We start from the raw sequence: 25,346 nt of genomic DNA, 5'->3' as shown, positions 1-25,346 counted from the left end.
CGCACTCGCGACGGCTTGTTTTTTCTCCTTCACGGCAACGACCGGCTTACTCGGTTCGATCGCAGCGGAGGCATGTGATGCGCGAGGACCAACCCCGCGCAATCCCATGGTCAGAAATCGACGATCTTGCCGTCGGCGAGCGTTACACGCCGATCCATGCGTGCGGCGAGTTCATGATTGTGGGTGGCAATCAGCGCCGCGAGGCCGGATTGGCGCACCAGCGCCTCCAGCGCGTCGAATACGTAATGCGCGGTTTCCGGATCGAGATTGCCGGTCGGCTCGTCGGCGAGCAGCAGGAGCGGCGCGTTGGCGACGGCGCGGGCAATGGCGACACGCTGCTGTTCACCGCCCGAGAGTTCGGCTGGACGGTGTTCGCCGCGATGCCCCACGCGCATATAGTCGAGCAGCGCGCTGGCGCGCTTGCGGGCTTCCGCCTGGGTGAGACCGGCAATGAGCTGCGGCATCATCACATTTTCCACCGCCGAGAATTCCGGCAGGAGGTGATGGAACTGATAGACGAAACCGATATCGCTGCGGCGGATCGCGGTGCGCGTTTCATCCGGCAGGCCGTTGCAGGGCGCGCCGTTAATATAGACCTCGCCTGCATCGGGATGTTCCAGCAGCCCCGCCAGATGCAGCAGCGTCGATTTGCCGGTGCCCGAAGGGGCGACCAGCGCCACCATCTCACCGCTCTTCAATTCAAAATCGGCCTTGCGCAGAATGGAAAGCGACGTCTCGCCCTGACCATAGGTTCTCTCGACGCCGGTGAGCCGCAGCACTGTTTTTTTTGCCATATTGCGAAGCGGTCCTTATTCGTAACGCAGGGCCTGCACCGGATCGAGCTTGGAAGCCCGCCATGCCGGGAAGATCGTTGCCAGGAAAGAGAGCGTGAGCGCCATGATGACAACGGAAATCGTCTCGCTGATATCCATTTCTGCCGGAAGCTGGCTCAAGAAATAAAGCTGCGGGTCAAACAGCACCGTGCCCGAAATCCAGGAGAAGAACTGCCGGATGGATTCCACGTTGAGGCAGACGATGACGCCAAGCGCCACGCCGGCGAAGGTGCCGACCATGCCGATGGCCGCACCGGTCATGAAGAAGATGCGCATCACCGCGCCCGAGCTTGCACCCATGGTGCGCAGAATGGCGATGTCGCTGCCCTTGTCCTTCACCAGCATGATGAGGCCGGAAATGATGTTCAGCGCCGCCACCAATACGATGAGGGTGAGGATCATGAACATGACGTTTCGTTCCACCTGCAGGGCGGAGAAGAAGGTCTGGTTCCGCTGCCTCCAGTCGGTGATGTAGATCTGCCTTTCGGCCGCCTGCTCCACCAGCGGACGGATGCCATCGACATCATCCGGGCGGCTTACATAAAGCTCGATCGATTGCACGATGCCGTCGGCATTGAAATAAAGCTGGGCTTCGGACAGGGGCATATAGATCATCGACGCGTCGTATTCCGACATGCCGATCTCGAAGACGCCGGAAATCTTGTAAGATTTGACGCGCGGATTGACGCCCATCGGCGTTACGTCACCTTCCGGTGATATGAGGGTGATATCATCACCCGCCGTAACACCCAGCTGGGCGGCGAGCCTGGAGCCGACGAGAACGCCATCACCCGCCATGAAGCCGACGAGGTCGCCGGTCTTGATGTTGGTGGCGACTTCCTTGACCTTGTCGATATCCTCCTGTCGCACACCACGCACCAGAGCGCCGGAACCCGCACCGCCACGACCGGAGGCCAATGTCTGGCCCTCCACCAGCGGCAGAGCCATGGTGACGCCCGGAACGGCGGCGAATTTCTTAGCCAGCTCATCATAATTGTTGAAGGGCTGGTCGATCGGCTGCACGATCATATGGCCGTTGATGCCGAGAATGCGGGAAATCAACTCCGTGCGGAACCCGTTCATCACAGCCATTACGATGATAAGCGTCGCCACGCCCAGCATGATGCCGACAAAGGAAAAACCGGCGATGACGGAAATGAATGCTTCCTTGCGCCGCGACCGCAGATAGCGCCAGGCCACCATGCGTTCGAAAGCGGAAAACGGCCGGGCGGTCTTTGCCCCGGCGGAAACAGCCGCACCCTTGTCAGCCTCGGCTTGTGCCATGTCGTCTCCCTGATCTCAAACTGCAAGGCCGGTCTTTTCCGAAAACCGGCCCTTATTTTTGCTGCATCTGCGCTACGAAACCGGAGCGGACTTCTGGTGAAGCCGCTCCGTCTTCCATTCGCGCTTAAGCGAGCACCTTGTTCATCGCCGCCTCGATCGTCACGGTCTCCCGCTCGCCGGTCTTGCGATCCTTCACTTCGACTTCGCCATTCGCGATCGAACGCGGGCCGACGATGACCTGCAGCGGCACGCCAATCAGGTCGGCTGTAGCGAATTTCTGGCCCGCCCGGTCGTCCGTATCGTCGTAGAGAACATCCTTGCCGGCGTTGGAGAGCTGATAATACAGCTTTTCACAGGCCGCATCGCAGGCCGCATCTCCAGCCTTCATGTTGATGATCACCACATCGAAAGGAGCGACCGAGGCCGGCCAGATGATTCCGTTCTCGTCATGCGATGCTTCAATGATGGCGGGAACAAGGCGTGTCGGTCCGATGCCATAAGAACCCATGTGGACGGGGTGTTCCTTGCCATCCTTGCCCTGCACTTTCGCGCCCATCGGCTCGGAATATTTGGTGCCGAAATAGAAGATGTGGCCGACCTCGATGCCGCGCGCGGAAAGGCGCTCGCCTTCGGGAATGGCGTCATAGGCGGCTTCGTCGTGCATTTCAGAGGTCGCGGCGTAATCGGCCGTCCACTCGTCGAACACGCCCTGCAGCGCCGCGACATCGTCAAAATCGGTGCTTTCGGCGGGAATGGCGCGGTCGAGGAAGCTCTTGTGGCAGAAGACTTCGGATTCGCCGGTATCGGCCAGAATGATGAACTCATGGCTGTGATTGCCGCCGATCGGGCCGGTATCGGCGCGCATGGGAATAGCGCGCAGGCCAAGACGCTCGAAGGTCCGCAGGTAAGCCACGAACATCTTGTTATAGGAATGGATCGCGTCTTCCTTGGTGAGGTCGAAGGAATAGGCGTCCTTCATCAGGAACTCGCGCGAGCGCATGGTGCCGAAACGCGGGCGCACCTCGTCGCGGAACTTCAGCTGGATATGATAGAGGTTCAGCGGCAGGTTCTTGTAGGACTTCACATAGGAACGGAAGATGTCGGTGATCATCTCCTCGTTGGTGGGGCCATAGAGCATCTGGCGGTCCTGACGGTCCTTGATGCGCAGCATTTCCTTGCCATAGTCGTCATAACGGCCGCTTTCCTGCCAGAGCTCGGCGGTCTGCAGCGTCGGCATCAGAAGCTCAATGGCGCCGGAACGGTCCTGCTCCTCGCGGATGATCTTGTTGACCTTGTCCAGCACGCGCTTGCCGAGCGGCAGCCAGGAATAGATGCCAGCCGACTGCTGCCGGATCATGCCGGCGCGCAGCATGAGGCGGTGAGAGACAATCTCGGCTTCCTTGGGGTTTTCCTTCAGGATGGGCAGGAAATAACGGCTAAGACGCATGACGGCTTCCATTGATGTGGACGACAGCGCCAAAGGCGCGGGAATCGCCCCGAATAGAGGGATATTGGCGCCGGATATAGCGGTTTCTGGCTCAGATGAAAACCCGCCATGCAAAGAGCGTTAAAGGCGATTTTGTGGTATTTTCGCGATAGCTAATTCGCGTCAAAACGCTTTGACCGGAATATTATTCTTGATCCGGTGCGACAAATTGCACCACAGAGAATTTTTTGCCGACTGTAACAAATATGCAAAAAATGAGATGACAAGCATGGGGGTTTGAGCTAGCTTTAGCTTACAAAAGAGGCAGGAAGTTTAAATTCTTGTCATTTTCGCGGTCAGTCTTGGGAGGATCAGATCTTAGGCGCGCTCGTTCGCAGCCCCGGTAACGGTTACAGATCACGCGAAACCTGAAAACAAGGCTGAAAGGCCTTGTTTTTTTTTGATCTCTACACACAACAATGCCCCGGATCGTTATTCCGGTAAAATTATGGCGGTGAATCGGCCGCCAGACACGCTCATGGTGTGTGCACGAAACAGATGACATCCATATGACAATATTCGGTGCGCCGGCTTAGACCGCGTGTGCTTGGGGATGCGGTGGCTAGGCTGCCATGCGAGGATTTTTGCTGCGCCTCCTCCCCTCGTTCCTGTGCTTGTCACAGGAATCCAGCCAGCCCAAGTCCTTGGACTGAAAGGACTTTTCTTGTCGCGCGAGAGCCGCGTCTGCTGCATTTCCGTGACAAGCACAGGAATGAGAAGAGAGAACTCAGTCGAAAACCGGAATAATTCGCGGCAAGTCGTCAAGGCTGACACCGAACCACCAGGTTCCGCCATACCAGAGCCCACAGATCACGGCCGAAATCAGGGTCGTCCACAAAACGATCCGCCCGCCCCTGAACCGCGATGGCGCACTGGCCACCGTGCCCAGCGCCACATCCCCCTCTTCCGCCTGGGTGCGCAGGCCGATAGGCAGAACGACGAAAAGCACCGTCCACCAGACGATGAAATAAACGGCGAAGAGCGAAAGAAGCGGCATGTGATCCTCCTGCACAATGCGTTTCTTGTAACGCATTCATCCGCGAACCGGAATCAATTCTCCGCAAGAAGCGCAAAAAGCCTTGGAAGGGCGAACAGACGCGCTGGCCGTCCTGAACGACGTCTCCTCCGTCATGCCGGCCTTGAGCCGGCATCCAGCCACGGCGCGTCCGCGCCGTAAAGAGACTCTTTTGCGCTCAAGGACTTGATCGCGCTGGACCCCGGACCTCGTCCACTGCTGTCCGGTTTAAATTTTGGGACAAGGTGCATCGCATTGTTTCTAATCGGTTTCAGACGTTTCGCGGCGTTCTGGACACCAAATTGAAGTGACGTTCTCTGAAAGGATGACTGGTCGAGCCAATCACGCCGACGTCATCCTCGGGCCTGTCCCGAGGATCTGCAACCGATTGATTTTATTCGACGTGATTAGATCCTCGGCACAGGGCCGAGGATGACGCCGAGAGAATGTTGCCCCTCCATCCCTGACTTCGAGCAGGGCTGCGGGCCGTCCAGAATTTAAACCGGACAGCAGTGGACCTCGTCCGGGGTGGCAGCGTGCAAAAGATACCCCCGCCTCCCGGCTTAGACTTTCGTGACGAAAACCGTCACGATCGGCTTCTTGCCCCAACTCTGATTGGCGGCGGCGCGCACGGCGCGACGCACCGCCTCACGCAGCAGATCCAGATCCTTGCGGCGGGCGCGCGGAATGCTTTCGACGGCGCCGAGCACGGCGTCATAAAGCGTATCTTCCATCGCCTCATCCTCGTCATCGAATTCCGGCAGGCCGAAAGGCACCACATCGGGATCGCCGAGGAAATCGTAACGGCTGTCCAGCACGACGTTGACCGCGACATGGCCGGCGAAAGAAAGCTTGCGGCGATTGCTGATGCCCATCTCGTCCATGTCACCGACGAGATTGCCGTCCTTGAAGACACGGCCATGCGGAACGTCGTCAATAACCTCGGCCGGACCGGGAGCGAGGCGCAGAACATTGCCGTTGCGCACCTTCGGTACCTGCGAAATGCCGGCCTGTTCGGCCAGTTCCTTCTGCGCCACCAGATGCGCCGCCTCGCCATGAACAGGCACGACGATCTGCGGCTTCGTCCACTCATACATCTTCAGAAGTTCGTTTCGGCGCGGATGGCCGGAAACATGCACCAGCGCCTCATTGTCGGTGACGATATGCACGCCCTGCTCGATCAGGCCATTCTTGATGTCGATGATGGCCTTTTCATTGCCGGGAATGGCGCGCGACGAGAACACGACAGTATCGCCGGATGCGAGCGCCACATTGCGCATCTCGTCACGCGAAAGCTTGGCGAGCGCCGCGCGCGGCTCGCCCTGCGAACCGGTCAGGATCAGCACCACACGGTCGCGCGGAATATAGCCATATTCGTCCTCGGCGAGGAACGGCTTGATGCCTTCCATGATGCCAAGATCCTGCGAGACATTGACGACCCGCTTCAGCGACGAGCCGAGCAGCAGCACCTCGCGGCCCGCGGCCTCAGCAGCCTGCGCAATCGAGCGGATGCGCCCGACATTGGAGGAGAAGGTGGTGACCGCCACCCGGCCCTCGGCATTTTCGATGATCTGGCGCAGGCCTTCGGAAACCTCGTGTTCGGAGGGCGACACACCATCGCGCACCGAATTGGTGCTGTCGCACATCAGCGCCAGCACACCCTCTTCGCCGATGGCGCGGAAGCGAGCCTCATCCGTCAACGGCCCGAGCGACGGGGCCTCGTCGATCTTCCAGTCACCCGTGTGGATGACATTGCCAAGCGGCGTGCGGATGACCAGCGACATCGGCTCCGGAATCGAGTGGTTGACGCCAACCGCTTCGATTTCGAACGGACCGACATTGATACGGTCGCCAGCCTTGAAGATCGTCACCGGAATTTCGGCGCGCGTGCCCTCATAGGCGCGCTTGGCTTCCAGCATGCCGGCGGTGAAGGGCGAGGCATAAACAGGGACGTTGAGGCCGGGCCACAGATCATTCAGCGCGCCATAATGGTCTTCATGGGCGTGGGTGATGATGATGCCCTTGAGGTTCTTCTTCTGCTCGGCGATATAGCTGATGTCAGGCAGAACGAGATCGACGCCCGGCAGATCGAGACCGGCGAATGTCACGCCGCAATCCACCATGATCCATTGGCGCTTGCTTTCCGGCCCATAGCCGTAAAGAGCCAGATTCATGCCGATTTCACCCACGCCGCCGAGCGGCACAAAGACCAGTTCGTCCTGTTTAGCCATTATTTTTCTTATCCATTCACGAAAGCACACGGAGGACGGCATTTTGCCGCCCCCGCCAGCTGTATCCAGCATCGGACCTGTTAAACCATCTGATCGACCGGGCCGATGCGGAACCGGTTTTTCACCCTGCATTTCGTGAGCCGCAGGAAAGCTCCAACCTCTGGAACCGGTTCGGCGCGGTTTGGGCCGCGCCGTTCACCTCATCCGAAAAATACGTCGCCGGCGGCGATGGAGCGCCTGGCCCCCTCGTCTTCATCCAGCAGCAGATAACCATTATCATCAATTCCGACGAAACGCCCGCCAATCGAACGATCCGGGAAATTGACGGTGATATGTTCGCCAATACCGCAGGCGGCCGCCCGCCAGCCGGTCATGATGCCGGAAACGCCCCTGCCCTCGTCCCAGTCCCGCAGCACATCAGCCGTCTCGCGGAAGAGATGGGCGAACAGCTCGTCGGGAGAGCAGGACGCGCCATGTTCGGAGAGCATGGTGACGGGATAAAGCGGATTGTCCGGCTTGTGGGCGATATTGATGCCGATGCCGATGACGATGGCGCGCCGACCGTCGGGCAGCAGCTCCGCTTCCATCAGGATGCCGCAGGTCTTGCGGCGACCGATCAGCACGTCATTCGGCCATTTGATCTCGAGCGGTTCACCACCCGTCGGCAGCACCGCACGAATGGCGCGATAGACCGCAAGCGCAAAAGCGAGCGGCAGGGAGCCGATGCGCTCCATCGGCGCGGGATCGATCAGGAGAAGCGAGGCGTAGAGATTGCCGGGTTCGGAAACCCATGGCCGGCCGCGGCGGCCCCGGCCGCCTGTCTGGCGGATGGCGGTAATCCACAGATTGCCGCCATCGCCTGCCCTTGCCCGGGCAAAACATTCCAGATTGGTCGATGGCGTTTCCGCCATCGCCTCGTGCCGGAAATCATCGATGGACATCCGACCCGTATGCTTGTGTGTGCTGCTCAAAAGAAGGTCTTCGCCGCAACAGTCACCGCGTTGCCGAGCGCACCGCCAAAGACGATGAAGGCGACAACGAACAGGGCCGAAAGCGCATAAACGACTTTCAGTTCGCCAGCCGGGCGCTCGAACTTGTCCTTGGCCTCATCGAACCACATGACCTTGACGACGCGGATATAGTAGTAGGCGCCGACCACCGAGCCGATCACGCCGATGACGGCGAGCGGATAGAGCTTCGCTTCGATGGCGGCGAGGAAGACGTAATACTTGCCGAAGAAGCCGGCGAGCGGCGGAATGCCGGCAAGCGAAAACATCAGGATCGTCAGCACAACCGCCATGAAGGGGTTGGAAGACGAAAGACCAGCAAGATCCTCGACAGTCTCGACATTGCCGATTTCCTTGCGGCGCATCGAGAGAATGCAGGCGAAGGTGCCGAGCGTCATGACCATGTAGATGGTCATGTAGAGGATGACGCCCGAGATACCGGCTTGCGTGCCGGCGGCAAGACCTACCAGCGCATAACCCATGTGGCCGATGGAGGAATAGGCCATCAGGCGCTTGATGTTCTTCTGGCCGATCGCGGCAAAGGAGCCAAGCAGCATGGAGGCGATGGAGATGAAGACGACGATCTGCTGCCAGTCGGCAAAGACAGGCTGGAACGCCTCGATGACGATGCGAACGAGGATCGCCATGGCGCCGATCTTGGGCGCAGCGGAGAGGAATGCCGTGACCGGGGTCGGCGCACCTTCATAAACGTCCGGCGTCCACATGTGGAACGGCACGGCTGAAATTTTGAAGGCCAGACCGGCGAGAACGAAGACCAGGCCGAAGACGAGGCCAAGCGAACGGGTTTCAGACGCCAGAACCTGCGCGATTTCGGTAAAGCCGGTATTGCCAGTGAAACCGTAGACCAGCGACATGCCGTAAAGCAGCATGCCGGAGGACAGCGCGCCGAGTACGAAGTACTTCAGACCCGCTTCCGTGGAGCGCAGACTTTCGCGGTTGATGGCGCAGACGACGTAGAGCGCCAGCGACTGCAGTTCCAGCGCCATATAGAGCGAAATCAGGTTGTTGGCCGAGATCATCAGCAGGATGCCGAGTGTCGCAAGAACCAGCAGCACCGGATATTCGAAACGGCCGATGGGCTCGAAGCGGCCCTGGCCGACGGCCAGGATCATGGCGGTGATGGAGCCGATCAGCGCCAGCACCTTCATGAAGTTACCGAAGGCATCGGCGATGTAGACACCGCCGAAAGCCACGCCCGATGCGGGGGCAAAGATGATCCAGAGACCGACGACGAGCAGGAGGGCAACGGCAAGGCCGGTGACCGTCGTTGTCGACTTGTCGCCCGAGAAGACACCAATCATGAGCAGCGCCAGCGCGCCGACCGCAAGGATCAGCTCGGGCGTCGCAATGTGCAGACTGGCAAAAAGGATTTCAGCGGTCATGTCCAACGGGTCCTGTCGTCAATTCATAGTGAGCGCAACATTTTGCGCCGCCTGCAGTGCAGCCGTATAGTTGTTTACCAGAAGATCGACCGATGCGGCGGTGGCATCGAAAACCGGAGCCGGATAAACACCGAAGAAGATCGTCAGCGCAACCAGCGGGTAAAGGATGACCTTTTCGCGGGTCGACAGATCGAGCATCGATTTCAGGCTTTCCTTCTCGAGCGCACCGAAGATGACGCGGCGGTATAGCCACAGCGCGTAGGCGGCGGAGAGGATGACGCCAGTTGCCGCAAACAGCGCGACCAGCGTGTTGGCGCGGAAGACGCCGATCAGGGTCAGGAACTCACCGACAAAGCCTGACGTGCCGGGCAGACCGACATTGGCCATGGTGAAGATCATGAAGGCGACGGCATATTTCGGCATGTTGTTCACGAGACCGCCATAGGCCGAAATCTCGCGGGTGTGCAGCCGGTCGTAAACCACGCCGACGCAGAGGAAGAGTGCGCCAGAGACAATGCCGTGCGACAGCATCTGGAAGATCGCGCCCTGCACGCCCTGAACGTTGGCGGCAAAGATGCCCATGGTCACGTAACCCATATGGGCGACGGAGGAATAGGCGATCAGCTTCTTGATGTCGTCCTGCATCATCGCCACGAGCGAGGTGTAGATGATGGCGAGAACCGACAGCGTGAAGACGAAGGGGGCGAAATAATCAGACGCCAGCGGGAACATGGAGAGCGAGAAACGGATGAAACCATAACCGCCGAGCTTCAGCATGACGCCGGCAAGGATGACCGAACCTGCGGTCGGCGCCTGAACGTGGGCATCCGGCAGCCAGGTGTGCACCGGCCACATCGGCATTTTCACCGAGAAGGCGGCGAAACAGGCAAGCCAAAGCCAGGTCTGCATACCGGCCGGGAAGCCGTATTTCAAGAGTTCGGTCATATCAGTCGTACCGGACTGCCAGTACATCGCCATGATGGCGAGCATGGTCAGAACAGAGCCGAGCAGCGTGTAGAGGAAGAACTTGTAGGAGGCGTAAACGCGATCCTTGCCGCCCCAGACGCCGATGATGATGAACATCGGGATCAGCGTCGCTTCGAAGAAGACGTAGAAGAGAACCGTATCCAGCGCCACGAAGACGCCGATCATGACGACTTCCAGAAGCAGGAAGGCAATCATGTATTCCTTGATGCGCTTTTCGATCGAATCCCAGCTTGCCAGCACGCAGAAGGGCATGAGGAAGGTGGTGAGGATGACGAACAGCATGGAGATGCCGTCGACGCCGAGATGATAGGCAGCGATGTTGCCGAACCACTGATGCTTCTCGACCATCTGGAAGCCCGGGTTCGAATTGTCGAATCCGATCCAGATGAACAGCGACACGATGAAGGTGAAGACGGTCGTCAGCAGCGAGACATTGAGAATGTTGCGGCGACCATAGGGGCCGTTCTCATTCGTCAGAAGCAGCAGCACCACGCCGACGAGCGGCAGAAAGGTGACCGTTGAAAGAATGGGCCAATCGGTCATCAGAGGGCACTCCCGAGCATCATCCAGGTGACAAGCGCCGCGATGCCGATCAGCATCGCAAAGGCATAGTGATAAAGGTAACCGGATTGCAGGCGGACCATGCGGTTGGTCACGTCAACCACACGCGCTGCAATGCCGTTCGGTCCATAGTGGTCGATGACGGCGACGTCGCCCTTCTTCCACAGGAAGCGGCCAAGCGCCTTTGCGGAACGAACGAAGAGGAAGTCGTAGAGTTCGTCGAAGTACCACTTGTTGAGAAGGAACTGGTAGAGGCCGCGATGGGTCTCGGCCAGACGCTTCGGCGTCTCCGGCGACTTGATGTACATGTACCATGCGGTCACGAAACCAAGCGCCATGGCGAAGAACGGGCTCCACTTCACCCACAGCGGAACGTGGTGGAACTCTTCGAGGATTTCATTTTCCGGAGCCACGAACAGGGCGCCCTTCCAGAATTCGGCATATTCATGGCCGAAGAAATAACCTTCGAAGGCCACACCGGCGAAGATCGCGCCAACGGTGAGGATGAAGAGCGGGATCAGCATGACCATCGGCGATTCATGCACATGGTGCATGACGTCGGCCGAAGCGCGCGGCTTGCCGAAGAAGGTCATGAAGGCTAGACGCCAAGAATAGAAGCTGGTGAACAGGGCTGCGATGACCAGCAGCGTGAAGGCGACGCCAGAGAGAACCGAATGGGACGCGTAAGCGGATTCGATGATGACGTCCTTCGAGAAGAAGCCGGCAAAACCGATCATCGTGCCCGGAATACCGACGCCGGTCAGCGCCAGCGTGCCGACGGTCATCGTCCAGAAGGTGATGGGGATATGCTTGCGCAGGCCGCCCATGTAACGCATGTCCTGCTCGCCATCGACGGCATGGATGACCGAGCCGGCGCACAAGAACAGCAGGGCCTTGAAGAAGGCGTGCGTGAAAAGGTGGAACACGGCAGCACCATAAGCGCCGACGCCGAGCGCCACGAACATGTAACCGAGCTGCGAGCAGGTCGAATAGGCGATCACGCGCTTGATGTCGTTCTGTACGAGACCAACGGTCGCCGCGAAGAAGGCGGTGATCGCACCGATCAGCGTCACGACGGTCAGCGCATCATGCGACAGTTCGAACAGCGGCGACATGCGGGCGACGAGGAAGACGCCGGCGGTAACCATGGTTGCGGCGTGAATGAGGGCGGACACCGGGGTCGGGCCTTCCATCGCGTCCGGCAGCCAGGTGTGCAGCAGGAACTGCGCCGATTTACCCATGGCGCCCATGAAGAGCAGCAGGCAAACGCCCGTCATCGCATTGGCCTTGTCCAGCTGCATGCCGAACAGGTTGATGACGGTTTCGGTGGAAGCGGCGCCTTCGGCCGGCAGATAGGTGCTGGCAGCGGCGAAGATCGTTTCGAAATTGATCGAGCCGAACAGCACGAACACGCCGCCGATACCGAGAATGAAGCCGAAGTCACCGACGCGGTTGACGATGAAGGCCTTCATGGCGGCAGCCGATGCGGACGGCTTCTTGAACCAGAAACCGATCAGCAGATAGGACGCCAGACCCACGCCTTCCCAGCCGAAGAACATCTGCAGCAGGTTGTCGGAGGTCACCAGCATCAGCATGGCGAAGGTGAAGAGCGACAGATAGGCGAAGAAGCGCGGACGATGCGGATCGTGGTGCATGTATCCGATCGAATAGAGGTGCACCAGCGTCGAGACCGTGTTGACCACGACGAACATGACGGCCGTCAGCGTATCGATGCGGAACGCCCATTCGACGTCGATGCCGCCTGACTGGATCCAGCGCAGCACGGTGACCTTGATCACCTCGCCCGGCTCGCCATGGGCAAGCGCGACGGTGAAGAACACGATCCACGACAGGATGGCGACCACGATCATCAGACCGGTGGTGACATATTCCGAAGCCTTGGCGCCGATCGACCGGCCAAACAGGCCGGCGATCAGAAAGCCGATCAGTGGAAGAAAGACGATAGCCTTGTAGATCATAGCCTTATCAGCCCTTCATCATATTGACGTCTTCGACGGCGATCGATCCGCGGTTGCGGTAGAAGACAACGAGTATTGCAAGACCGATGGCCGCTTCGGCGGCTGCGACGGTCAGAATGAAAAGTGCGAAGACCTGGCCGACGATGTCGTTCAGGAAAGCCGAGAACGCCACCATGTTGATGTTGACCGCCAACAGGATGAGCTCGATCGACATGAGGATGACGATGACGTTCTTCCGGTTGAGGAAGATGCCGAACACGCCGATCGTGAAGAGAATGGCGCTGACCGTCAGATAGTGGGAAAGACCGATTACCATATTGTGTTTCCTTGAACCCGTTCGCGCCTTCAGATGCCCTGACCCGGCTTGACCTTGACCGTGGTGACGGCGGTCTTCGGGTCGCGGCCGACCTGCGTGGAGATATCCTGCCGCTTGATGTCGGTGCGATGACGCAGCGTCAGCACGATGGCGCCGATCATGGCCACCAGCAGCACGAGACCGGCGAGCTGGAAGAAATAGACGTAATTGGTGTAGAGCACGTCACCCAGCGCGGCCGTATTGGTGCGCTCGGTCACCGGCGGGATCGGCATGGTGATCGATTTCGCCGCCTGCGGGTTGAGCACGCTGCCGCCGACAACGACGATCAGCTCCGCCGCGAGGATGACGCCGATCAGCGCGCCGATCGGGGCGTATTGCAGCACGCCGGAGCGCAGCTCCGCAAAATCCACATCCAGCATCATGACAACGAAGAGGAAGAGCACCGCAACAGCGCCGACATAGACCACCAGCAGGATCATGCCGAGGAACTCGGCCCCCGTCAGCAGGAACAGCGCGGCTGCGTTGAAGAAGGTCAAAATCAGAAACAGCACCGAATGAACAGGGTTCTTCGATGCGATGACCATGAACGCAGACGCCACGGCGACGAAAGCGAATATATAAAAGAATACAGCGTGCAGACCCATCTTGGTGCCTTCTTGTCCTCATCGGGAGAAGATGGCTGAAAGCCCCCTCACCCGTTTCGTCCCCGCCGGCGAAAACCGCGCAGGCATTTTACTTTTCATCGCTTTCCGGAGGATTCCCCCGGAAAGACGGTTGCGCCTTAACGGTAAGGCGCATCCAGTGCGAGGTTGCGTGCGATTTCACGCTCCCAGCGATCGCCATTGTCGAGAAGCTTCTGCTTGTCGAAATAAAGCTCCTCGCGGGTTTCCGTCGCGAATTCGAAGTTCGGGCCTTCGACGATGGCGTCGACCGGGCAGGCTTCCTGGCAGAAGCCGCAATAGATGCACTTCACCATGTCGATGTCGTAACGCACCGTGCGGCGGGTGCCGTCATTGCGGCGCGGGCCGGCTTCGATGGTGATCGCCTGAGCAGGACAGATCGCCTCACACAGCTTGCAGGCGATGCAGCGTTCTTCGCCGTTGGGATAACGGCGCAGCGCATGTTCGCCACGGAAGCGTGGAGAGACCGGTCCCTTTTCAAAGGGATAGTTCACCGTCGCCTTCTGTTTGAAGAAGTGGCGCATCGTCAGGAAGATGGCCCCGACGAACTCCTTGAGGAACAGTGAATTGACGGCTTGGGAAAGGCTTGCCATCTCAAACTCCAGATTTCTGAGCGAGGCGTGCGGACATCAACCGGCCCACCCCGTCAGCTTCAATACGAATGCAACAATAACGACCATGGCGAGCGACAGCGGCAGGAACACCTTCCAGCCGAGGCGCATGAGCTGGTCATAACGATAACGCGGAACGAAAGCCTTGGTCAGCGCGATCATGAAGAAGACCATGCAGCCCTTGAGTGCGAACCAGACGATGCCCGGAACCCAGTTGAGGAACCACACATCCACGATCGGCAGCCAGCCGCCCATGAACAGGATCGTCGTCAGGCAGCAGATCAGGACGATCGCAGCATATTCGCCGAGCATGAACATCATGTAGGGCGTGGAGCCATATTCGACCATGTGACCGGCAACCAGTTCCGATTCCGCTTCCGGAAGGTCGAAGGGCGGACGGTTGGTTTCGGCAAGGCCCGAAATGAAGAACACGATGAACATCGGGAACAGCGACAGCCAGTGCCAGTCGAGGAACGAGGCCGGCAGACCGAGCATGGTGCCGAGGCCGGTTTTCTGGGCAAGCACGATATCCGTCAGGTTCAGCGAACCAACGCAGAGCAGCACGGTGACGATGACGAGACCGATCGACACTTCGTAGGACACCATCTGCGCGGCGGAACGAAGCGCGCCGAGGAACGGATACTTCGAGTTGGAAGCCCAGCCGCCCATGATGATGCCGTACACTTCAAGCGAGGAAATCGCGAAGATGTAGAGGATGCCGACATTGATATTGGCGACGACCCAGCCCTCATTGAAGGGAATGACGGCATAGGTTGCGAGCGCCAGCGTCACCGCAACCAGCGGCGCCAGAAGGAAGACGGCCTTATTGGCGCCAGCCGGAATGACAGGCTCCTTCAAGATGAACTTCAAAAGGTCGGCGAAGGACTGGAAGAGACCGAAGGGACCAACGACGTTCGGACCACGGCGCAGCTGCACGGCTGCCCAGACCTTACGGTCAGCGAGCAGCAGGAAGGCGATGGCCACCAGAAGGCAAACGAGAAGCAGCAGGGACTGGCCGACCATGATCAGCGCGGGCCAGACGTAGCTCCAGAAAAACTGTTCCATAAATCCCCTACCCTTACTCTGCCGCAGCCTGGAAATTGTTGCGGGCCAATGCGGAGCACTCGGCCATGACGGCGGATGCGCGCGCAATCGGGTTCGTCAAATAAAAGTCTTTTACGGTCGAGGCAAACGCCGACTTGTTGAGGCTGCCCGCATGAGCGGCGAGAGCCTCGATATCCGTGGCCTTGCCGGCAACGATCTCGTCGGTTTCCGCCAGATGCGGATGCGCGACATAAAGCTGGCCGCGCAGAGCCGAGAGCGAGTCGAACGGCAGCTTCTTGCCGAGCACGTCGGAAAGCGCACGCAGGATCGCCCAGTCTTCACGCGCCTCGCCCGGTGCGAAACCGGCGCGGTTGCCCACCTGAACGCGGCCTTCGGTGTTGACCCAGATGCCGGATTTTTCGGTATAGGCCGCACCCGGCAGGATGACGTCGGCGTGCATCGCGCCGTGATCGCCGTGGCTGCCGATATAGACGGTGAACTTGGCGCCCTTGTTGGAGAGATCGAGTTCATCGGCGCCGAGCAGGAAGAGAACATCCATGGACGCGACCATTTCAGCGGCGGCAACACCGCCCTCGCCCGGCACGAAACCGATATCGAGACCGCCGACGCGGGCAGCGGCGGTGTGCAGAACCGAGAAGCCGTTCCACTCTTCGGTGACAGCACCTACCGAGGTAGCGAGCTTGGCGGCGGCAGCCAGTACGGCTGCACCATCGGCGCGCGCCAGAGCACCCTGGCCGATGATGATCAGCGGGTTCTTGGCGGACTTCAGCTTGTCGACGAAGCTGTGCGAACCGTTGGCCAAGTCGGACAGCGTTTCAGCGCCGGAACCGAGATATTCGTAATTGTAGCGCAGCTCACCGGCTTCGCCGATCACGCCGATCGGGAAACCGCCGCGACGCCAGCGCTTGCGGATGCGGGCGTTGAGCACGGCCGCTTCGTAGCGCGGGTTGGAACCAACGATCAGCAGGGCGTCGGCCTGTTCGATACCTTCGATGGTGGAGTTGAACAGGTAGCTGGCACGGCCGAGCGACGGATCGAGCGCAGCGCCATCCTGACGGCAATCGACATTGGCCGAGCCGAGCGACGCCAGAAGCGACTTCAGCGCGAACATTTCTTCAACGGAGACCAGATCGCCGGCAATTGCGCCGATCTTGCTGCCGGATGTTGCGGCAACCGCCTGCTTGATCGCACCGAAGGCTTCACCCCAGCTTGCAGGCTGCAGGCGGCCATCCTTGCGGACGTAAGGGCGGTCAAGGCGCTGCGTCTTCAGGCCGTCCCAGATGAAACGGCTCTTGTCGGAAATCCACTCTTCATTGATTGCTTCGTTGACGCGCGGCATGACGCGCATGACTTCGCGGCCACGGGTATCGACGCGGATGGCCGAACCGAGCGCGTCCATCACGTCGATGGTTTCGGTCTTGTTCAGTTCCCACGGACGGGCGGTGAAGGCGAAAGGCTTGGAGGTGAGCGCGCCGACCGGGCAAAGGTCAACGACGTTGCCCTGCAGCTCGGAGGTCATCGCCTGCTCGAGATAGGTGGTGATCTCGGCATCCTCGCCGCGGCCGATCAGGCCAAGTTCGGCAATGCCGGCCACCTCAGTGGTGAAACGGACGCAGCGCGTGCAGTGGATGCAGCGGTTCATGACCGTCTTGACGAGCGGGCCGATGTACTTGTCTTCAACCGCACGCTTGTTTTCCGCGTAACGCGAACCGGCGATACCGAAGGCCATGGCCTGGTCCTGCAGGTCGCATTCGCCGCCCTGGTCGCAGATCGGGCAATCCAGCGGGTGGTTGATGAGCAGGAATTCCATCACGCCTTCGCGGGCCTTCTTGACCATCGGCGTGTTGGTGAAAACCTCAGGCAATTCGCCATTCGGGCCGCCGCGAACGTCGCGAACGCCCATGGCGCAGGAGGCGGCGGGCTTGGGCGGTCCGCCTTTCACCTCGATGAGACACATGCGGCAGTTACCCGCGACCGACAAGCGCTCATGAAAACAAAAGCGCGGAACTTCAGCGCCAGCCTCCTCGCACGCCTGCAACAGCGTGAAATGATCCGGAACCTCGATCTCTTTACCGTCAACCTTGAGCTTTGCCATGGTCCTACTTACGTCCTGTTGCCTGTTCGTCCCATGTCTCACACGGTCCGCAACAAATCCTTAATCACGCCCGGCACTCGTGTCGTCTGCCAGACGCTTCATGGTGTCGCGAGGCCGGAAATTCCCGGCTCCGCTCGAAGCCTTCTATGCTTATTCAGCGGCTTCCAGAACAGCGCCATCATCCATGGCCCTGTAGGTATATTGGTCGATACGCTTTTCGATTTCCGGACGGAAATTGCGGATCAGCGCCTGTACCGGCCATGCGGCGGCGTCGCCCAGCGCACAGATGGTGTGGCCTTCGATCTGCTTGGTCACTTCGAACAGCATGTCGATTTCGCGCTTCTGCGCGTTGCCCTTCACCATGCGTTCCAGCACGCGCCACATCCAGCCGGTGCCTTCGCGGCACGGCGTGCACTGGCCGCAGCTTTCATGCTTGAAGAAAGCCGCGATGCGGGCGATCGCCTTGATGACGTCGGTGGACTTGTCCATGACGATCATGCCGCCGGTGCCGAAGGAAGACTTCACTTCGCGCATGCCGTCGAAGTCCATGATGGCGTCCTTCATGTCCTCACCGCGAACGATGGGGCAGGATGCGCCGCCGGGGATGACGCCAAGCAGATTGTCCCAGCCGCCGCGAATGCCACCGCAATGGTGCTCAATCAGTTCGCGGAAGGACAGGCCCAGCGCATCTTCGAAGGTGCAGGGACGCTCGACATGGCCTGACACCATGAACAGCTTGGTGCCGACATTGTTCGGACGGCCGATCGACGAGAACCATGCAGCGCCACGGCGCAGGATGGTCGGTGCAACGGCGATCGATTCAACGTTGTTGACGGTCGTCGGGCAGCCGTAAAGACCCATATTGGCCGGGAACGGCGGCTTCAGGCGCGGCTGGCCCTTCTTGCCTTCGAGGCTTTCGAGCAGAGCCGTCTCTTCGCCGCAGATATAGGCACCCGCGCCGTGATGGACGTAGATGTCGAAATCCCAGCCGTTCTTGTTGTTCTTGCCGAGCAGGCCGGCATCGTAGCATTCGTCGATGGCCGCCTGCAGCGCTTCACGCTCGCGCATATATTCGCCGCGCACGTAGATATAGGCAGTATGCGCGCCCATGGCGAAACCGGCGATCACGCAGCCTTCGATCAGCGTATGCGGATCGTTGCGCAGGATTTCGCGGTCCTTGCAGGTGCCGGGTTCGGATTCGTCGGCGTTGACGACGAGATAATGCGGACGGCCGTCATTTTCCTTCGGCATGAAGGACCATTTGAGACCCGTCGGGAAGCCAGCGCCACCGCGACCGCGAAGGCCGGAAGCCTTCATCTCGTTGATGATCCAGTCACGACCCTTTTCGATGATCTGCTTGGTGCCGTCCCAATGGCCGCGCGCTCTCACGCCCTTCAGGGACTTGTCCTTGAGGCCGTAGAGATTGGTAAAGATGCGATCCTGATCTTTTAACATGCTTCACCTCTTACCGCGGCTTCTTGCCGAAGACCCTGATATACTCGGCTTCGCCACCCTTGGCGAGCGCCTCGGCCTGCTTGATCCACTCGTCGCGTTCGATGCGGCCCTTGAAATTCAGATAACCGTCGACCCAGTCGCATTCGACCTTTTTCCAGCCGGCGACCTGCGCAAAGGTGAAGATGCCGAGCTCGTGCAGCGTGCCTTCGATTTTCGGACCAACGCCGGAAATGAGCTTCAGATCATCAGGCGTCGCCGGGCGTTCGATGCCGGCCGGACGATCCTTGGAATCGAGCGACGGCTTTGCCGCCGCAGCCGTTCCGGAAGCTTCCTTTTCGACGGTCTTTACATTGGCTTCCGCAGCCTTCGGCTCATTGGCCGGCGTCTTCAGCTTCGGATCGGTTTCCGGCGCGTCCGTCTTCGGCTTGGCGGCATTGGACGGCGGAACCGGTGCGGCATCCGCAGGCACTTCGGCCGGCTTGTCGAGATTGGAACGGTCAGGCTTGATCTCTTCCGTCAGCGTCGTCAATCCGCCGACTGGAACCGACTCGTGACGGTCGATCTGCGGGCCGGTCTTGACCGTGTCGCCCTTGCCAGCCTCGAACGTGTCGATGATTTCTTCCAGGCGCTCTGGCGTCAGGTCCTCATAGGCATCCTTGAAAATGATGACCATCGGCGCGTTGACGCAGGCGCCCTGACATTCCACTTCTTCCCAGGACAGCGTGCCGCTCTCATTGGTGTGCAGCGGATCGTGGTGGATCTTCTTGCGGCAGACATCCATCAGCGCTTCGGAACCGCGCAGCATGCAGGGCGTGGTGCCGCAGACCTGAACGTGGGCGCGCGTGCCGACCGGCTTCAGCTGGAACTGGGTATAGAAGGTCGCCACTTCCATGACGCGGATATAGGCCATATCCAGCATGTCGGCGATCTTTTCGATGGCGGCGCGGGTAACCCAGCCGTCCTGCTCCTGCGCACGCATGAGCAGCGGGATAACCGCCGATTGCTGGCGTCCCTCAGGATATTTCAGAATCGTCTTTTCCGCCCATGCGGTATTTTCCGCATTGAAGGCAAACGCCACGGGCTGGAACTGATCTTCGGCTAGTCGACGAACGGACATACTTCCTCACGCCTTTTCAGTTTAACGTCTCACAACGCGATCTCGCCACCGTGACGAATTCGCAGGCGTAAGCCGCCTTGTCTTTTTGCATGAACACAATGAACTTGCTGCCGTTCGGAACCGAGGCTTTGATCTCGTATCCCGACGACAGAAGCTGCTTGATGGTTGAACCGCCGCCGCTTGACAGCGACACGCCACCCTCATCCGTCGCCGTCTGGGCGAGAACGGGGGCAGACATCGCAGCAAGAAGAGCCAATATGGCCAGCGGCAGACGCATCAGCGGTCGACCTCCCCGAACACGATGTCGAGGGAGCCGAGCACGGCTGTAACGTCGGCAAGCTGATGGCCCTTGCACAGGAAATCCATCGCCTGCAGATGCGCATAACCCGGAGCGCGGATCTTGCAGCGGTAAGGCTTGTTGGAGCCATCGGCGACCACATAGACGCCGAACTCGCCCTTTGGCGCTTCGACGGCGGCGTAAACTTCGCCGGCGGGAACGTGGTAACCTTCGGTGTAAAGCTTGAAGTGGTGGATCAAAGCTTCCATCGACCGCTTCATCTCGCCGCGCTTGGGCGGGACTACCTTGCCGTCAAGCGAGGAGACAGGGCCGATGCGATGCTTGCCGGAGAGAAGATCAACGCACTGCTTCATGATCTTTACCGATTCGCGCATTTCCTGCATGCGGATCAGGTAGCGATCATAGCAATCACCGTTCTTGCCGACGGGGATGTCGAATTCCAGATCGGAATAGCACTCGTAAGGCTGCGAACGACGCAAATCCCAGGCAGCGCCCGAGCCACGCACCATCACGCCCGTGAAACCCCAGGCAAAGGCGTCTTCAAGCGAGACGACGCCAATATCGACGTTACGCTGCTTGTAGATACGGTTGTCGGTCAACAGGCCTTCGATATTGTCGAGAACGGTGAGGAACGGATCGCACCATTTGCCGATGTCGTCGACCAGTTCCGGCGGCAGGTCCTGATGCACGCCGCCCGGACGAACGTAAGCCGAGTGCATGCGGGCGCCACAGGCGCGCTCATAGAACACCATCAGCTTTTCGCGCTCTTCGAAACCCCAGACCGGCGGCGTCATCGCGCCAACGTCCATGGCCTGCGTCGTGACGTTCATGATGTGCGACAGGATGCGGCCGATTTCCGAATAAAGCACGCGGATCAGCTGGCCGCGCATCGGGATTTCGAGGCCGAGCAGCTTTTCGACGGCGAGCGCGAAAGCGTGTTCCTGGTTCATCGGCGCGACGTAATCGAGACGGTCGAAATAGGGAACTGCCTGCAGATAGGTCTTGGTCTCGATCAGCTTTTCGGTGCCGCGGTGCAGAAGACCGATATGCGGATCGACACGCTCGACGATTTCGCCGTCCAGTTCCAGAACCAGACGCAGCACGCCGTGCGCGGACGGATGTTCCGGACCGAAGTTGATCGTGAAGTTGCGGACGTTATGCTCAGTCATTCTAGTGCTCCGCCGAGGTGATCATGGCGATGAATTCGGGGCCGGTCATGTTCTGCGTAGTTTCAGCGAAGGAATAGCTCGAGGGCTTTTCATCCGTGAAAATCTGCGACGCGAACTTGAAGCTGGAAGGGTTTTCGAAAGCCTGCAACGAAACTGCAAAATGCTTGCCATCCTTGGAACGCCACATCAGCGTGCTGCCGCAATTCCTGCAGAAGCAGCGCTCACCCCATTCCGACGAAGAATAGACGCCGAGGCTCTCTTCGTTTTCGACGGAGATATCAGCGCATTCGACAGCCAGAAACGCACCGCCGGACCAGCGGCGGCACATGGAGCAATGGCAGACGCCGAATTCGCGGGCGCCGATCGCGGCCTTGAGGCCGACGGCACCGCAAAGACATTGGGCACGCTCTGTCGCAGGGGCTTCGCTCATTGCTTGGCCTTTTCGTCACCCGGGAGAACATATTCAGTCCCCTCCCAAGGAGAGAGGAAATCGAAATTGCGGAATTCCTGCTTCAGTTCGACCGGTTCATAAAGAACCCGTTTCAGCACGTCATCGTAACGCACTTCCACAAAGCCGGTAACCGGAAAATCCTTGCGTAGCGGGTGGCCTTCGAAACCGTAGTCCGTGAGGATACGACGAAGGTCCTTATGGCCTTCGAACGGAATGCCATACATGTCCCAGGCTTCGCGCTCGAACCATTCCGCACCCATAAAAACTGACGTCGAAGACGGCACGCCTTCGTCTTCCGCCACCTGCAGCTTAACGCGAACGCGCAGGTTCTGGCGCGGCGACAGCAGGTGATAGACGACATCGAAACGCTTTTCGCGCTGCGGCCAGTCGACGCCGCAGATGTCTATGATATTGACGAAACCGCACTGCACATCGTCACGCAGGAAGGTCAAAAGCGCGATCACGCTTTCAGGCGTCGTGTTCAGCGTCAGTTCGCCATAGGCGATATCAGCCGACACCACGAGGGAACCGCGCGCTTCCTTAACGTAAGCAGCAAGATCGTTGAGAGCTTCGCTCATTCCTAAATCCGTCCTTTGCCCTTAGCGCTCGATCGTACCGGTACGCCGGATCTTCTTCTGCAGCAGAAGTACGCCGTAAAGCAGCGCCTCCGCCGTGGGGGGACAGCCCGGAACGTAGATATCCACCGGCACGACGCGGTCGCAGCCGCGCACGACAGCGTAGGAATAATGATAATAACCGCCGCCATTGGCGCAGGAGCCCATGGAGATGACGTAACGCGGCTCAGGCATCTGGTCATAGACCTTGCGAAGAGCCGGCGCCATCTTGTTGGTCAGCGTGCCGGCAACGATCATCACGTCCGACTGGCGCGGTGAAGCGCGAGGGGCGACACCGAAGCGCTCCATGTCATAACGCGGACCGGACGCTTGCATCAGGCCTTCGACGGCGCAGCAGGCGAGACCAAACTGCATCCACATCAGGGAGCCGGTGCGCGCCCAGGTGATCAGCTCGTCGGTCGAGGTAACGAGAAAGCCCTTGTCGGCCAGCTCGTCGTTGATTTCCGTGAAGTAGGCATCGTTGCTGCCAACCGGCTTGCCGGTCGAGGGATCGATGATCCCTTTTGGCTGCGGCGCAACGAGCGTGCTGTCGTTCTGGCTCATGCCCATTCCAGCGCTCCCTTCTTCCACTCATAGATAAAGCCGATGGTGAGGACGAGAAGGAACACCATCATCGACCAGAAACCGAACCAGCCCATCTCACCGAAAGACACCGCCCAGGGGAACAGGAAGGCGACTTCCAGATCGAAGATGATGAAGAGGATCGACACCAGATAAAAGCGGATATCGAACTTCATGCGGGCATCGTCGAAGGCGTTGAAACCGCACTCGAAAGCGGAGAGCTTTTCCGGGTCCGGCGCCTTGTAGGCGACCGCAAAGGGCGCAATGAGAAGCGCCAGGCCGATGACGAGAGCGATACCGATGAAGATTGCGATCGGAATGTAGGAACTGAGGAGTTCAGTCATGGTCTCTTCCCTGTCCGGCCGGGTGCCGGACCTGCCTTTGTGACCTTAAGTCTCAAAGAGCGGACAAATATGTTGCAACGCCAAAGTGGTTAGCGCAGCCGCGCCCTCTCTGCAAGAGTTTAGGCACCTTTTCAAGACACCTGCCGCATTGATTGGCAACAATATTGCCGGAATTGACGCAAATTTGGGCCACAATTCCGACCTAAGCCCCTCAAATACAATAATAATCGATTGAACGACGCAACCGCAAAAAAGTCACACGAATTTTACGTCGGAACGGCGGTGAAGTGACGATATCCTGATATCGAAACTTGACTAAAAAAAGCAGGAAAAATCGCGTTTAAAACGGCTGGAATCACGCGCCGGAATCATCAAAAATCGAGGCGCGCAAACAGCGCGTCGATCTGGTTTTAAGGAGACATTTCAGGAGAAAGAAATGGCGCGAGTGACGGGGCTCGAACCCGCGACCTCCGGCGTGACAGGCCGGCACTCTAACCGACTGAGCTACACCCGCGCTCCACAGACATTCATCTGCGTTTTTTCCGAGGAACAGGATGGCGCGAGTGACGGGGCTCGAACCCGCGACCTCCGGCGTGACAGGCCGGCACTCTAACCAACTGAGCTACACCCGCTTATCCTGACGGACAGGACCTTGTCCCGCCGTACGAACCAGCCTCGGCTGTTCGTTGAGCGGCTAACTACGGCGTTCGTGCGGGGGTGTCAAGCAGGTTTCACGACAAAAGAATAAGCTTTTTCATTTTGATCGGGAAAAACCTGAAGGCCATTGATAAGCGTTCCGGCAAACGCCTTGTTTTGCGGGCTTTTCCCAACGAAAACAAAAAACTTGTCCACAGCCAGCGACTTCCCCAGGGGCATTTCCCCCAGGCCATCAAGGCGTCATTGGTTTCTGATTTCACCAAAAAGCCCACAGTTCCCGGCTTTTTGCCCCTCCCCTTCGGCGGAGGGAAAAGCCGCTCCGAAAAAAAACAAAAAAACTTCACAAAAGCCCTTGCGGTTTTTTTCCGATCCGAATACATCACGGCCACCGACGCGGCGGACATGATCCGCAGGACGCGAAGGGCGATTAGCTCAGTTGGTAGAGCGCCTCGTTTACACCGAGGATGTCGGGAGTTCGAGTCTCTCATCGCCCACCATTTTCCAAGCCTCTCAAATCCATATGTTATGAGCTGAATGTTTTTCAGCTGATGCGATCTTTTGTCCTGCATTTTCCGCAGCTGGAATCAGCCGGCCCTGCCCCGCATCTCGTCGCTGGGCGTATCAATCCGAGCCCGGAACCACGGGAATCGTTTTTCCGGCCCTCATCTATTCCATATCGATACGCCTGTTCCGGATTCCGACAGCTTCACCGAATCCCTGTGTCACTGCGTAACATACCGAAAAATAAGCAGATTCAGACTTTTTAAAGAGATTTCGGGCATTGTTTGCGCACCGTTTCATGATGAACGGTTGAACTAATGGATGAAACCATGTCGATCGACGCGTTTGTAACACTCGCGCTTATTGCGCTGCCTGTTTATATTTTTTTCCGCTGGGTACAGCAGGACTCAGAAAAACAAGATACTCCCGAAAGCAAAAATTCCATGGGGCGTTGATCCGTTACGGTCAACCCGCAGTATTTTCCTGGACGGTCTCCAGACGAAATCCTCCACGATCCGATACCCAAGCGGCAATGCTGATTTCAACAGCTTGCATCGCCAGAATCGGGCATCCCGGCCTTGGGGTTCCCTCGCCGCACAAAAAAG

The 25,346-nt window shown here is 59.0% G+C and carries 24 protein-coding genes and 3 tRNA genes; 2 read left to right on the top strand and 25 right to left on the bottom strand.

The window, feature by feature from the left end:
- Positions 1-110: 110 nt before the first annotated feature.
- The 25 genes from CFB10_RS00340 to CFB10_RS23915 all read right to left on the bottom strand — a co-directional run bounded on the left by CFB10_RS00340 (position 111) and on the right by CFB10_RS23915 (position 24,644).
- Positions 111-794, bottom strand: coding sequence for an ABC transporter ATP-binding protein (locus CFB10_RS00340; protein WP_020012339.1), 684 nt, complete (start codon positions 792-794; stop codon positions 111-113).
- Between the two features lie 15 nt (positions 795-809).
- Positions 810-2,117, bottom strand: a complete 1,308-nt coding sequence (locus CFB10_RS00335) for a lipoprotein-releasing ABC transporter permease subunit (protein WP_003502407.1) — start codon at positions 2,115-2,117, stop codon at positions 810-812.
- Between the two features lie 124 nt (positions 2,118-2,241).
- Positions 2,242-3,564 carry a proline--tRNA ligase gene (gene proS / locus CFB10_RS00330; protein ID WP_026364068.1) on the bottom strand — a complete coding sequence of 441 codons (1,323 nt, stop codon included), beginning with the start codon at positions 3,562-3,564 and terminating at the stop codon, positions 2,242-2,244.
- A gap of 766 nt (positions 3,565-4,330) precedes the next feature.
- Positions 4,331-4,636, bottom strand: coding sequence for a DUF1467 family protein (locus CFB10_RS00320; protein WP_020012337.1), 306 nt, complete (start codon positions 4,634-4,636; stop codon positions 4,331-4,333).
- 545 nt (positions 4,637-5,181) lie between these two features.
- Positions 5,182-6,849, bottom strand: a complete 1,668-nt coding sequence (locus tag CFB10_RS00315) for a ribonuclease J (RefSeq protein ID WP_020012336.1) — start codon at positions 6,847-6,849, stop codon at positions 5,182-5,184.
- 200 nt (positions 6,850-7,049) lie between these two features.
- Positions 7,050-7,790 carry a biotin--[acetyl-CoA-carboxylase] ligase gene (locus tag CFB10_RS00310; RefSeq protein WP_020012335.1) on the bottom strand — a complete coding sequence of 247 codons (741 nt, stop codon included), beginning with the start codon at positions 7,788-7,790 and terminating at the stop codon, positions 7,050-7,052.
- Between the two features lie 26 nt (positions 7,791-7,816).
- A complete protein-coding gene (nuoN, locus tag CFB10_RS00305) occupies positions 7,817-9,259 on the bottom strand; it encodes an NADH-quinone oxidoreductase subunit NuoN (RefSeq protein WP_020012334.1) in 1,443 nt (480 codons plus the stop codon).
- Between the two features lie 18 nt (positions 9,260-9,277).
- A complete protein-coding gene (locus tag CFB10_RS00300) occupies positions 9,278-10,789 on the bottom strand; it encodes an NADH-quinone oxidoreductase subunit M (RefSeq protein ID WP_020012333.1) in 1,512 nt (503 codons plus the stop codon).
- Positions 10,789-12,786 (bottom strand): NADH-quinone oxidoreductase subunit L, encoded by a 1,998-nt coding sequence (gene nuoL / locus CFB10_RS00295; RefSeq protein WP_020012332.1) that lies wholly within the window; start codon positions 12,784-12,786, stop codon positions 10,789-10,791. Before nuoL ends, CFB10_RS00300 begins: the two co-directional genes overlap by 1 nt.
- 7 nt (positions 12,787-12,793) lie before the next feature.
- Complete coding sequence (nuoK, locus tag CFB10_RS00290; RefSeq protein WP_003502389.1) at positions 12,794-13,102, bottom strand: NADH-quinone oxidoreductase subunit NuoK; 309 nt, start codon at positions 13,100-13,102, stop codon at positions 12,794-12,796.
- A 29-nt stretch (positions 13,103-13,131) separates the two neighbouring features.
- Complete coding sequence (locus tag CFB10_RS00285; RefSeq protein WP_020012331.1) at positions 13,132-13,746, bottom strand: NADH-quinone oxidoreductase subunit J; 615 nt, start codon at positions 13,744-13,746, stop codon at positions 13,132-13,134.
- A 137-nt stretch (positions 13,747-13,883) separates the two neighbouring features.
- A complete protein-coding gene (nuoI, locus tag CFB10_RS00280; protein WP_003502385.1) occupies positions 13,884-14,375 on the bottom strand; it encodes an NADH-quinone oxidoreductase subunit NuoI in 492 nt (163 codons plus the stop codon).
- 36 nt (positions 14,376-14,411) lie between these two features.
- A complete protein-coding gene (gene nuoH / locus CFB10_RS00275) occupies positions 14,412-15,458 on the bottom strand; it encodes an NADH-quinone oxidoreductase subunit NuoH (RefSeq protein WP_003496451.1) in 1,047 nt (348 codons plus the stop codon).
- A gap of 13 nt (positions 15,459-15,471) precedes the next feature.
- Positions 15,472-17,553 (bottom strand): NADH-quinone oxidoreductase subunit NuoG, encoded by a 2,082-nt coding sequence (gene nuoG, locus CFB10_RS00270; RefSeq protein ID WP_020012330.1) that lies wholly within the window; start codon positions 17,551-17,553, stop codon positions 15,472-15,474.
- Positions 17,554-17,703: 150 nt separating this feature from the next.
- On the bottom strand, positions 17,704-19,008 hold the full coding sequence (gene nuoF / locus CFB10_RS00265; RefSeq protein ID WP_020012329.1) for an NADH-quinone oxidoreductase subunit NuoF: 1,305 nt from the start codon (positions 19,006-19,008) through the stop codon (positions 17,704-17,706).
- A 10-nt stretch (positions 19,009-19,018) separates the two neighbouring features.
- Complete coding sequence (locus tag CFB10_RS00260) at positions 19,019-20,125, bottom strand: NADH-quinone oxidoreductase subunit E (protein WP_026364065.1); 1,107 nt, start codon at positions 20,123-20,125, stop codon at positions 19,019-19,021.
- Positions 20,126-20,141: 16 nt separating this feature from the next.
- Positions 20,142-20,402, bottom strand: coding sequence for a hypothetical protein (locus CFB10_RS00255; RefSeq protein ID WP_020012327.1), 261 nt, complete (start codon positions 20,400-20,402; stop codon positions 20,142-20,144).
- Positions 20,402-21,592, bottom strand: a complete 1,191-nt coding sequence (locus CFB10_RS00250) for an NADH-quinone oxidoreductase subunit D (protein ID WP_020012326.1) — start codon at positions 21,590-21,592, stop codon at positions 20,402-20,404. The genes CFB10_RS00255 and CFB10_RS00250 overlap by 1 nt, the downstream gene beginning before the upstream one ends.
- Before the next feature lies 1 nt (position 21,593).
- Positions 21,594-22,022, bottom strand: coding sequence for a GFA family protein (locus CFB10_RS00245; protein WP_020012325.1), 429 nt, complete (start codon positions 22,020-22,022; stop codon positions 21,594-21,596).
- Complete coding sequence (locus CFB10_RS00240; RefSeq protein WP_020012324.1) at positions 22,019-22,621, bottom strand: NADH-quinone oxidoreductase subunit C; 603 nt, start codon at positions 22,619-22,621, stop codon at positions 22,019-22,021. The genes CFB10_RS00245 and CFB10_RS00240 overlap by 4 nt, the downstream gene beginning before the upstream one ends.
- Before the next feature lie 21 nt (positions 22,622-22,642).
- On the bottom strand, positions 22,643-23,227 hold the full coding sequence (locus CFB10_RS00235; RefSeq protein ID WP_020012323.1) for an NADH-quinone oxidoreductase subunit B family protein: 585 nt from the start codon (positions 23,225-23,227) through the stop codon (positions 22,643-22,645).
- On the bottom strand, positions 23,218-23,583 hold the full coding sequence (locus tag CFB10_RS00230) for an NADH-quinone oxidoreductase subunit A (RefSeq protein ID WP_003496469.1): 366 nt from the start codon (positions 23,581-23,583) through the stop codon (positions 23,218-23,220). Before CFB10_RS00230 ends, CFB10_RS00235 begins: the two co-directional genes overlap by 10 nt.
- Before the next feature lie 437 nt (positions 23,584-24,020).
- Positions 24,021-24,097: transfer RNA gene (locus CFB10_RS00225), tRNA-Asp, on the bottom strand.
- Between the two features lie 41 nt (positions 24,098-24,138).
- Positions 24,139-24,215: transfer RNA gene (locus tag CFB10_RS00220), tRNA-Asp, on the bottom strand.
- Positions 24,216-24,314: 99 nt separating this feature from the next.
- Positions 24,315-24,644 carry a hypothetical protein gene (locus CFB10_RS23915; protein WP_162690411.1) on the bottom strand — a complete coding sequence of 110 codons (330 nt, stop codon included), beginning with the start codon at positions 24,642-24,644 and terminating at the stop codon, positions 24,315-24,317.
- A 17-nt stretch (positions 24,645-24,661) separates the two neighbouring features.
- On the opposite strand from CFB10_RS23915, the gene CFB10_RS00215 reads away from it, so the two are divergent.
- Together CFB10_RS00215 and CFB10_RS24250 are read left to right on the top strand one after the other, a co-directional pair.
- Positions 24,662-24,737, top strand: a tRNA-Val gene (locus CFB10_RS00215).
- 333 nt (positions 24,738-25,070) lie between these two features.
- Positions 25,071-25,196, top strand: coding sequence for a hypothetical protein (locus tag CFB10_RS24250; protein ID WP_256378460.1), 126 nt, complete (start codon positions 25,071-25,073; stop codon positions 25,194-25,196).
- Positions 25,197-25,346 lie beyond the last annotated feature (150 nt).

The organism is Agrobacterium sp. 719_389 (genome assembly GCF_900188475.1).
In the GTDB taxonomy this organism is placed as follows: domain Bacteria; phylum Pseudomonadota; class Alphaproteobacteria; order Rhizobiales; family Rhizobiaceae; genus Agrobacterium; species Agrobacterium radiobacter.
The sequence above is the reverse complement of the archived record's forward strand: the minus strand, read 5'-3'. Positions and strand labels throughout refer to the sequence as shown.

What these genes read in the sequence shown, in the direction of transcription:
- nuoN (WP_020012334.1), bottom strand. Translation starts at nt 9,259, where the DNA reads ATGACCGCTGAAATCCTTTTTGCCAGTCTGCACATTGCGACGCCCGAG.
- CFB10_RS00260 (WP_026364065.1), bottom strand. Translation starts at nt 20,125, where the DNA reads ATGTCCGTTCGTCGACTAGCCGAAGATCAGTTCCAGCCCGTGGCGTTT.
- CFB10_RS00335 (WP_003502407.1), bottom strand. Translation starts at nt 2,117, where the DNA reads ATGGCACAAGCCGAGGCTGACAAGGGTGCGGCTGTTTCCGCCGGGGCA.
- nuoI (WP_003502385.1), bottom strand. Translation starts at nt 14,375, where the DNA reads ATGGCAAGCCTTTCCCAAGCCGTCAATTCACTGTTCCTCAAGGAGTTC.
- CFB10_RS00245 (WP_020012325.1), bottom strand. Translation starts at nt 22,022, where the DNA reads ATGAGCGAAGCCCCTGCGACAGAGCGTGCCCAATGTCTTTGCGGTGCC.
- CFB10_RS00235 (WP_020012323.1), bottom strand. Translation starts at nt 23,227, where the DNA reads ATGGGCATGAGCCAGAACGACAGCACGCTCGTTGCGCCGCAGCCAAAA.
- CFB10_RS00240 (WP_020012324.1), bottom strand. Translation starts at nt 22,621, where the DNA reads ATGAGCGAAGCTCTCAACGATCTTGCTGCTTACGTTAAGGAAGCGCGC.
- CFB10_RS00255 (WP_020012327.1), bottom strand. Translation starts at nt 20,402, where the DNA reads ATGCGTCTGCCGCTGGCCATATTGGCTCTTCTTGCTGCGATGTCTGCC.
- CFB10_RS00315 (WP_020012336.1), bottom strand. Translation starts at nt 6,849, where the DNA reads ATGGCTAAACAGGACGAACTGGTCTTTGTGCCGCTCGGCGGCGTGGGT.
- nuoH (WP_003496451.1), bottom strand. Translation starts at nt 15,458, where the DNA reads ATGGAACAGTTTTTCTGGAGCTACGTCTGGCCCGCGCTGATCATGGTC.
- proS (WP_026364068.1), bottom strand. Translation starts at nt 3,564, where the DNA reads ATGCGTCTTAGCCGTTATTTCCTGCCCATCCTGAAGGAAAACCCCAAG.
- CFB10_RS00300 (WP_020012333.1), bottom strand. Translation starts at nt 10,789, where the DNA reads ATGACCGATTGGCCCATTCTTTCAACGGTCACCTTTCTGCCGCTCGTC.
- CFB10_RS00310 (WP_020012335.1), bottom strand. Translation starts at nt 7,790, where the DNA reads ATGTCCATCGATGATTTCCGGCACGAGGCGATGGCGGAAACGCCATCG.
- CFB10_RS23915 (WP_162690411.1), bottom strand. Translation starts at nt 24,644, where the DNA reads ATGTCCGCCGCGTCGGTGGCCGTGATGTATTCGGATCGGAAAAAAACC.
- nuoG (WP_020012330.1), bottom strand. Translation starts at nt 17,553, where the DNA reads ATGGCAAAGCTCAAGGTTGACGGTAAAGAGATCGAGGTTCCGGATCAT.
- CFB10_RS00250 (WP_020012326.1), bottom strand. Translation starts at nt 21,592, where the DNA reads ATGACTGAGCATAACGTCCGCAACTTCACGATCAACTTCGGTCCGGAA.
- CFB10_RS00285 (WP_020012331.1), bottom strand. Translation starts at nt 13,746, where the DNA reads ATGGGTCTGCACGCTGTATTCTTTTATATATTCGCTTTCGTCGCCGTG.
- nuoF (WP_020012329.1), bottom strand. Translation starts at nt 19,008, where the DNA reads ATGTTAAAAGATCAGGATCGCATCTTTACCAATCTCTACGGCCTCAAG.
- CFB10_RS00320 (WP_020012337.1), bottom strand. Translation starts at nt 4,636, where the DNA reads ATGCGTTACAAGAAACGCATTGTGCAGGAGGATCACATGCCGCTTCTT.
- CFB10_RS24250 (WP_256378460.1), top strand. Translation starts at nt 25,071, where the DNA reads ATGTCGATCGACGCGTTTGTAACACTCGCGCTTATTGCGCTGCCTGTT.
- CFB10_RS00340 (WP_020012339.1), bottom strand. Translation starts at nt 794, where the DNA reads ATGGCAAAAAAAACAGTGCTGCGGCTCACCGGCGTCGAGAGAACCTAT.
- CFB10_RS00230 (WP_003496469.1), bottom strand. Translation starts at nt 23,583, where the DNA reads ATGACTGAACTCCTCAGTTCCTACATTCCGATCGCAATCTTCATCGGT.
- nuoL (WP_020012332.1), bottom strand. Translation starts at nt 12,786, where the DNA reads ATGATCTACAAGGCTATCGTCTTTCTTCCACTGATCGGCTTTCTGATC.
- nuoK (WP_003502389.1), bottom strand. Translation starts at nt 13,102, where the DNA reads ATGGTAATCGGTCTTTCCCACTATCTGACGGTCAGCGCCATTCTCTTC.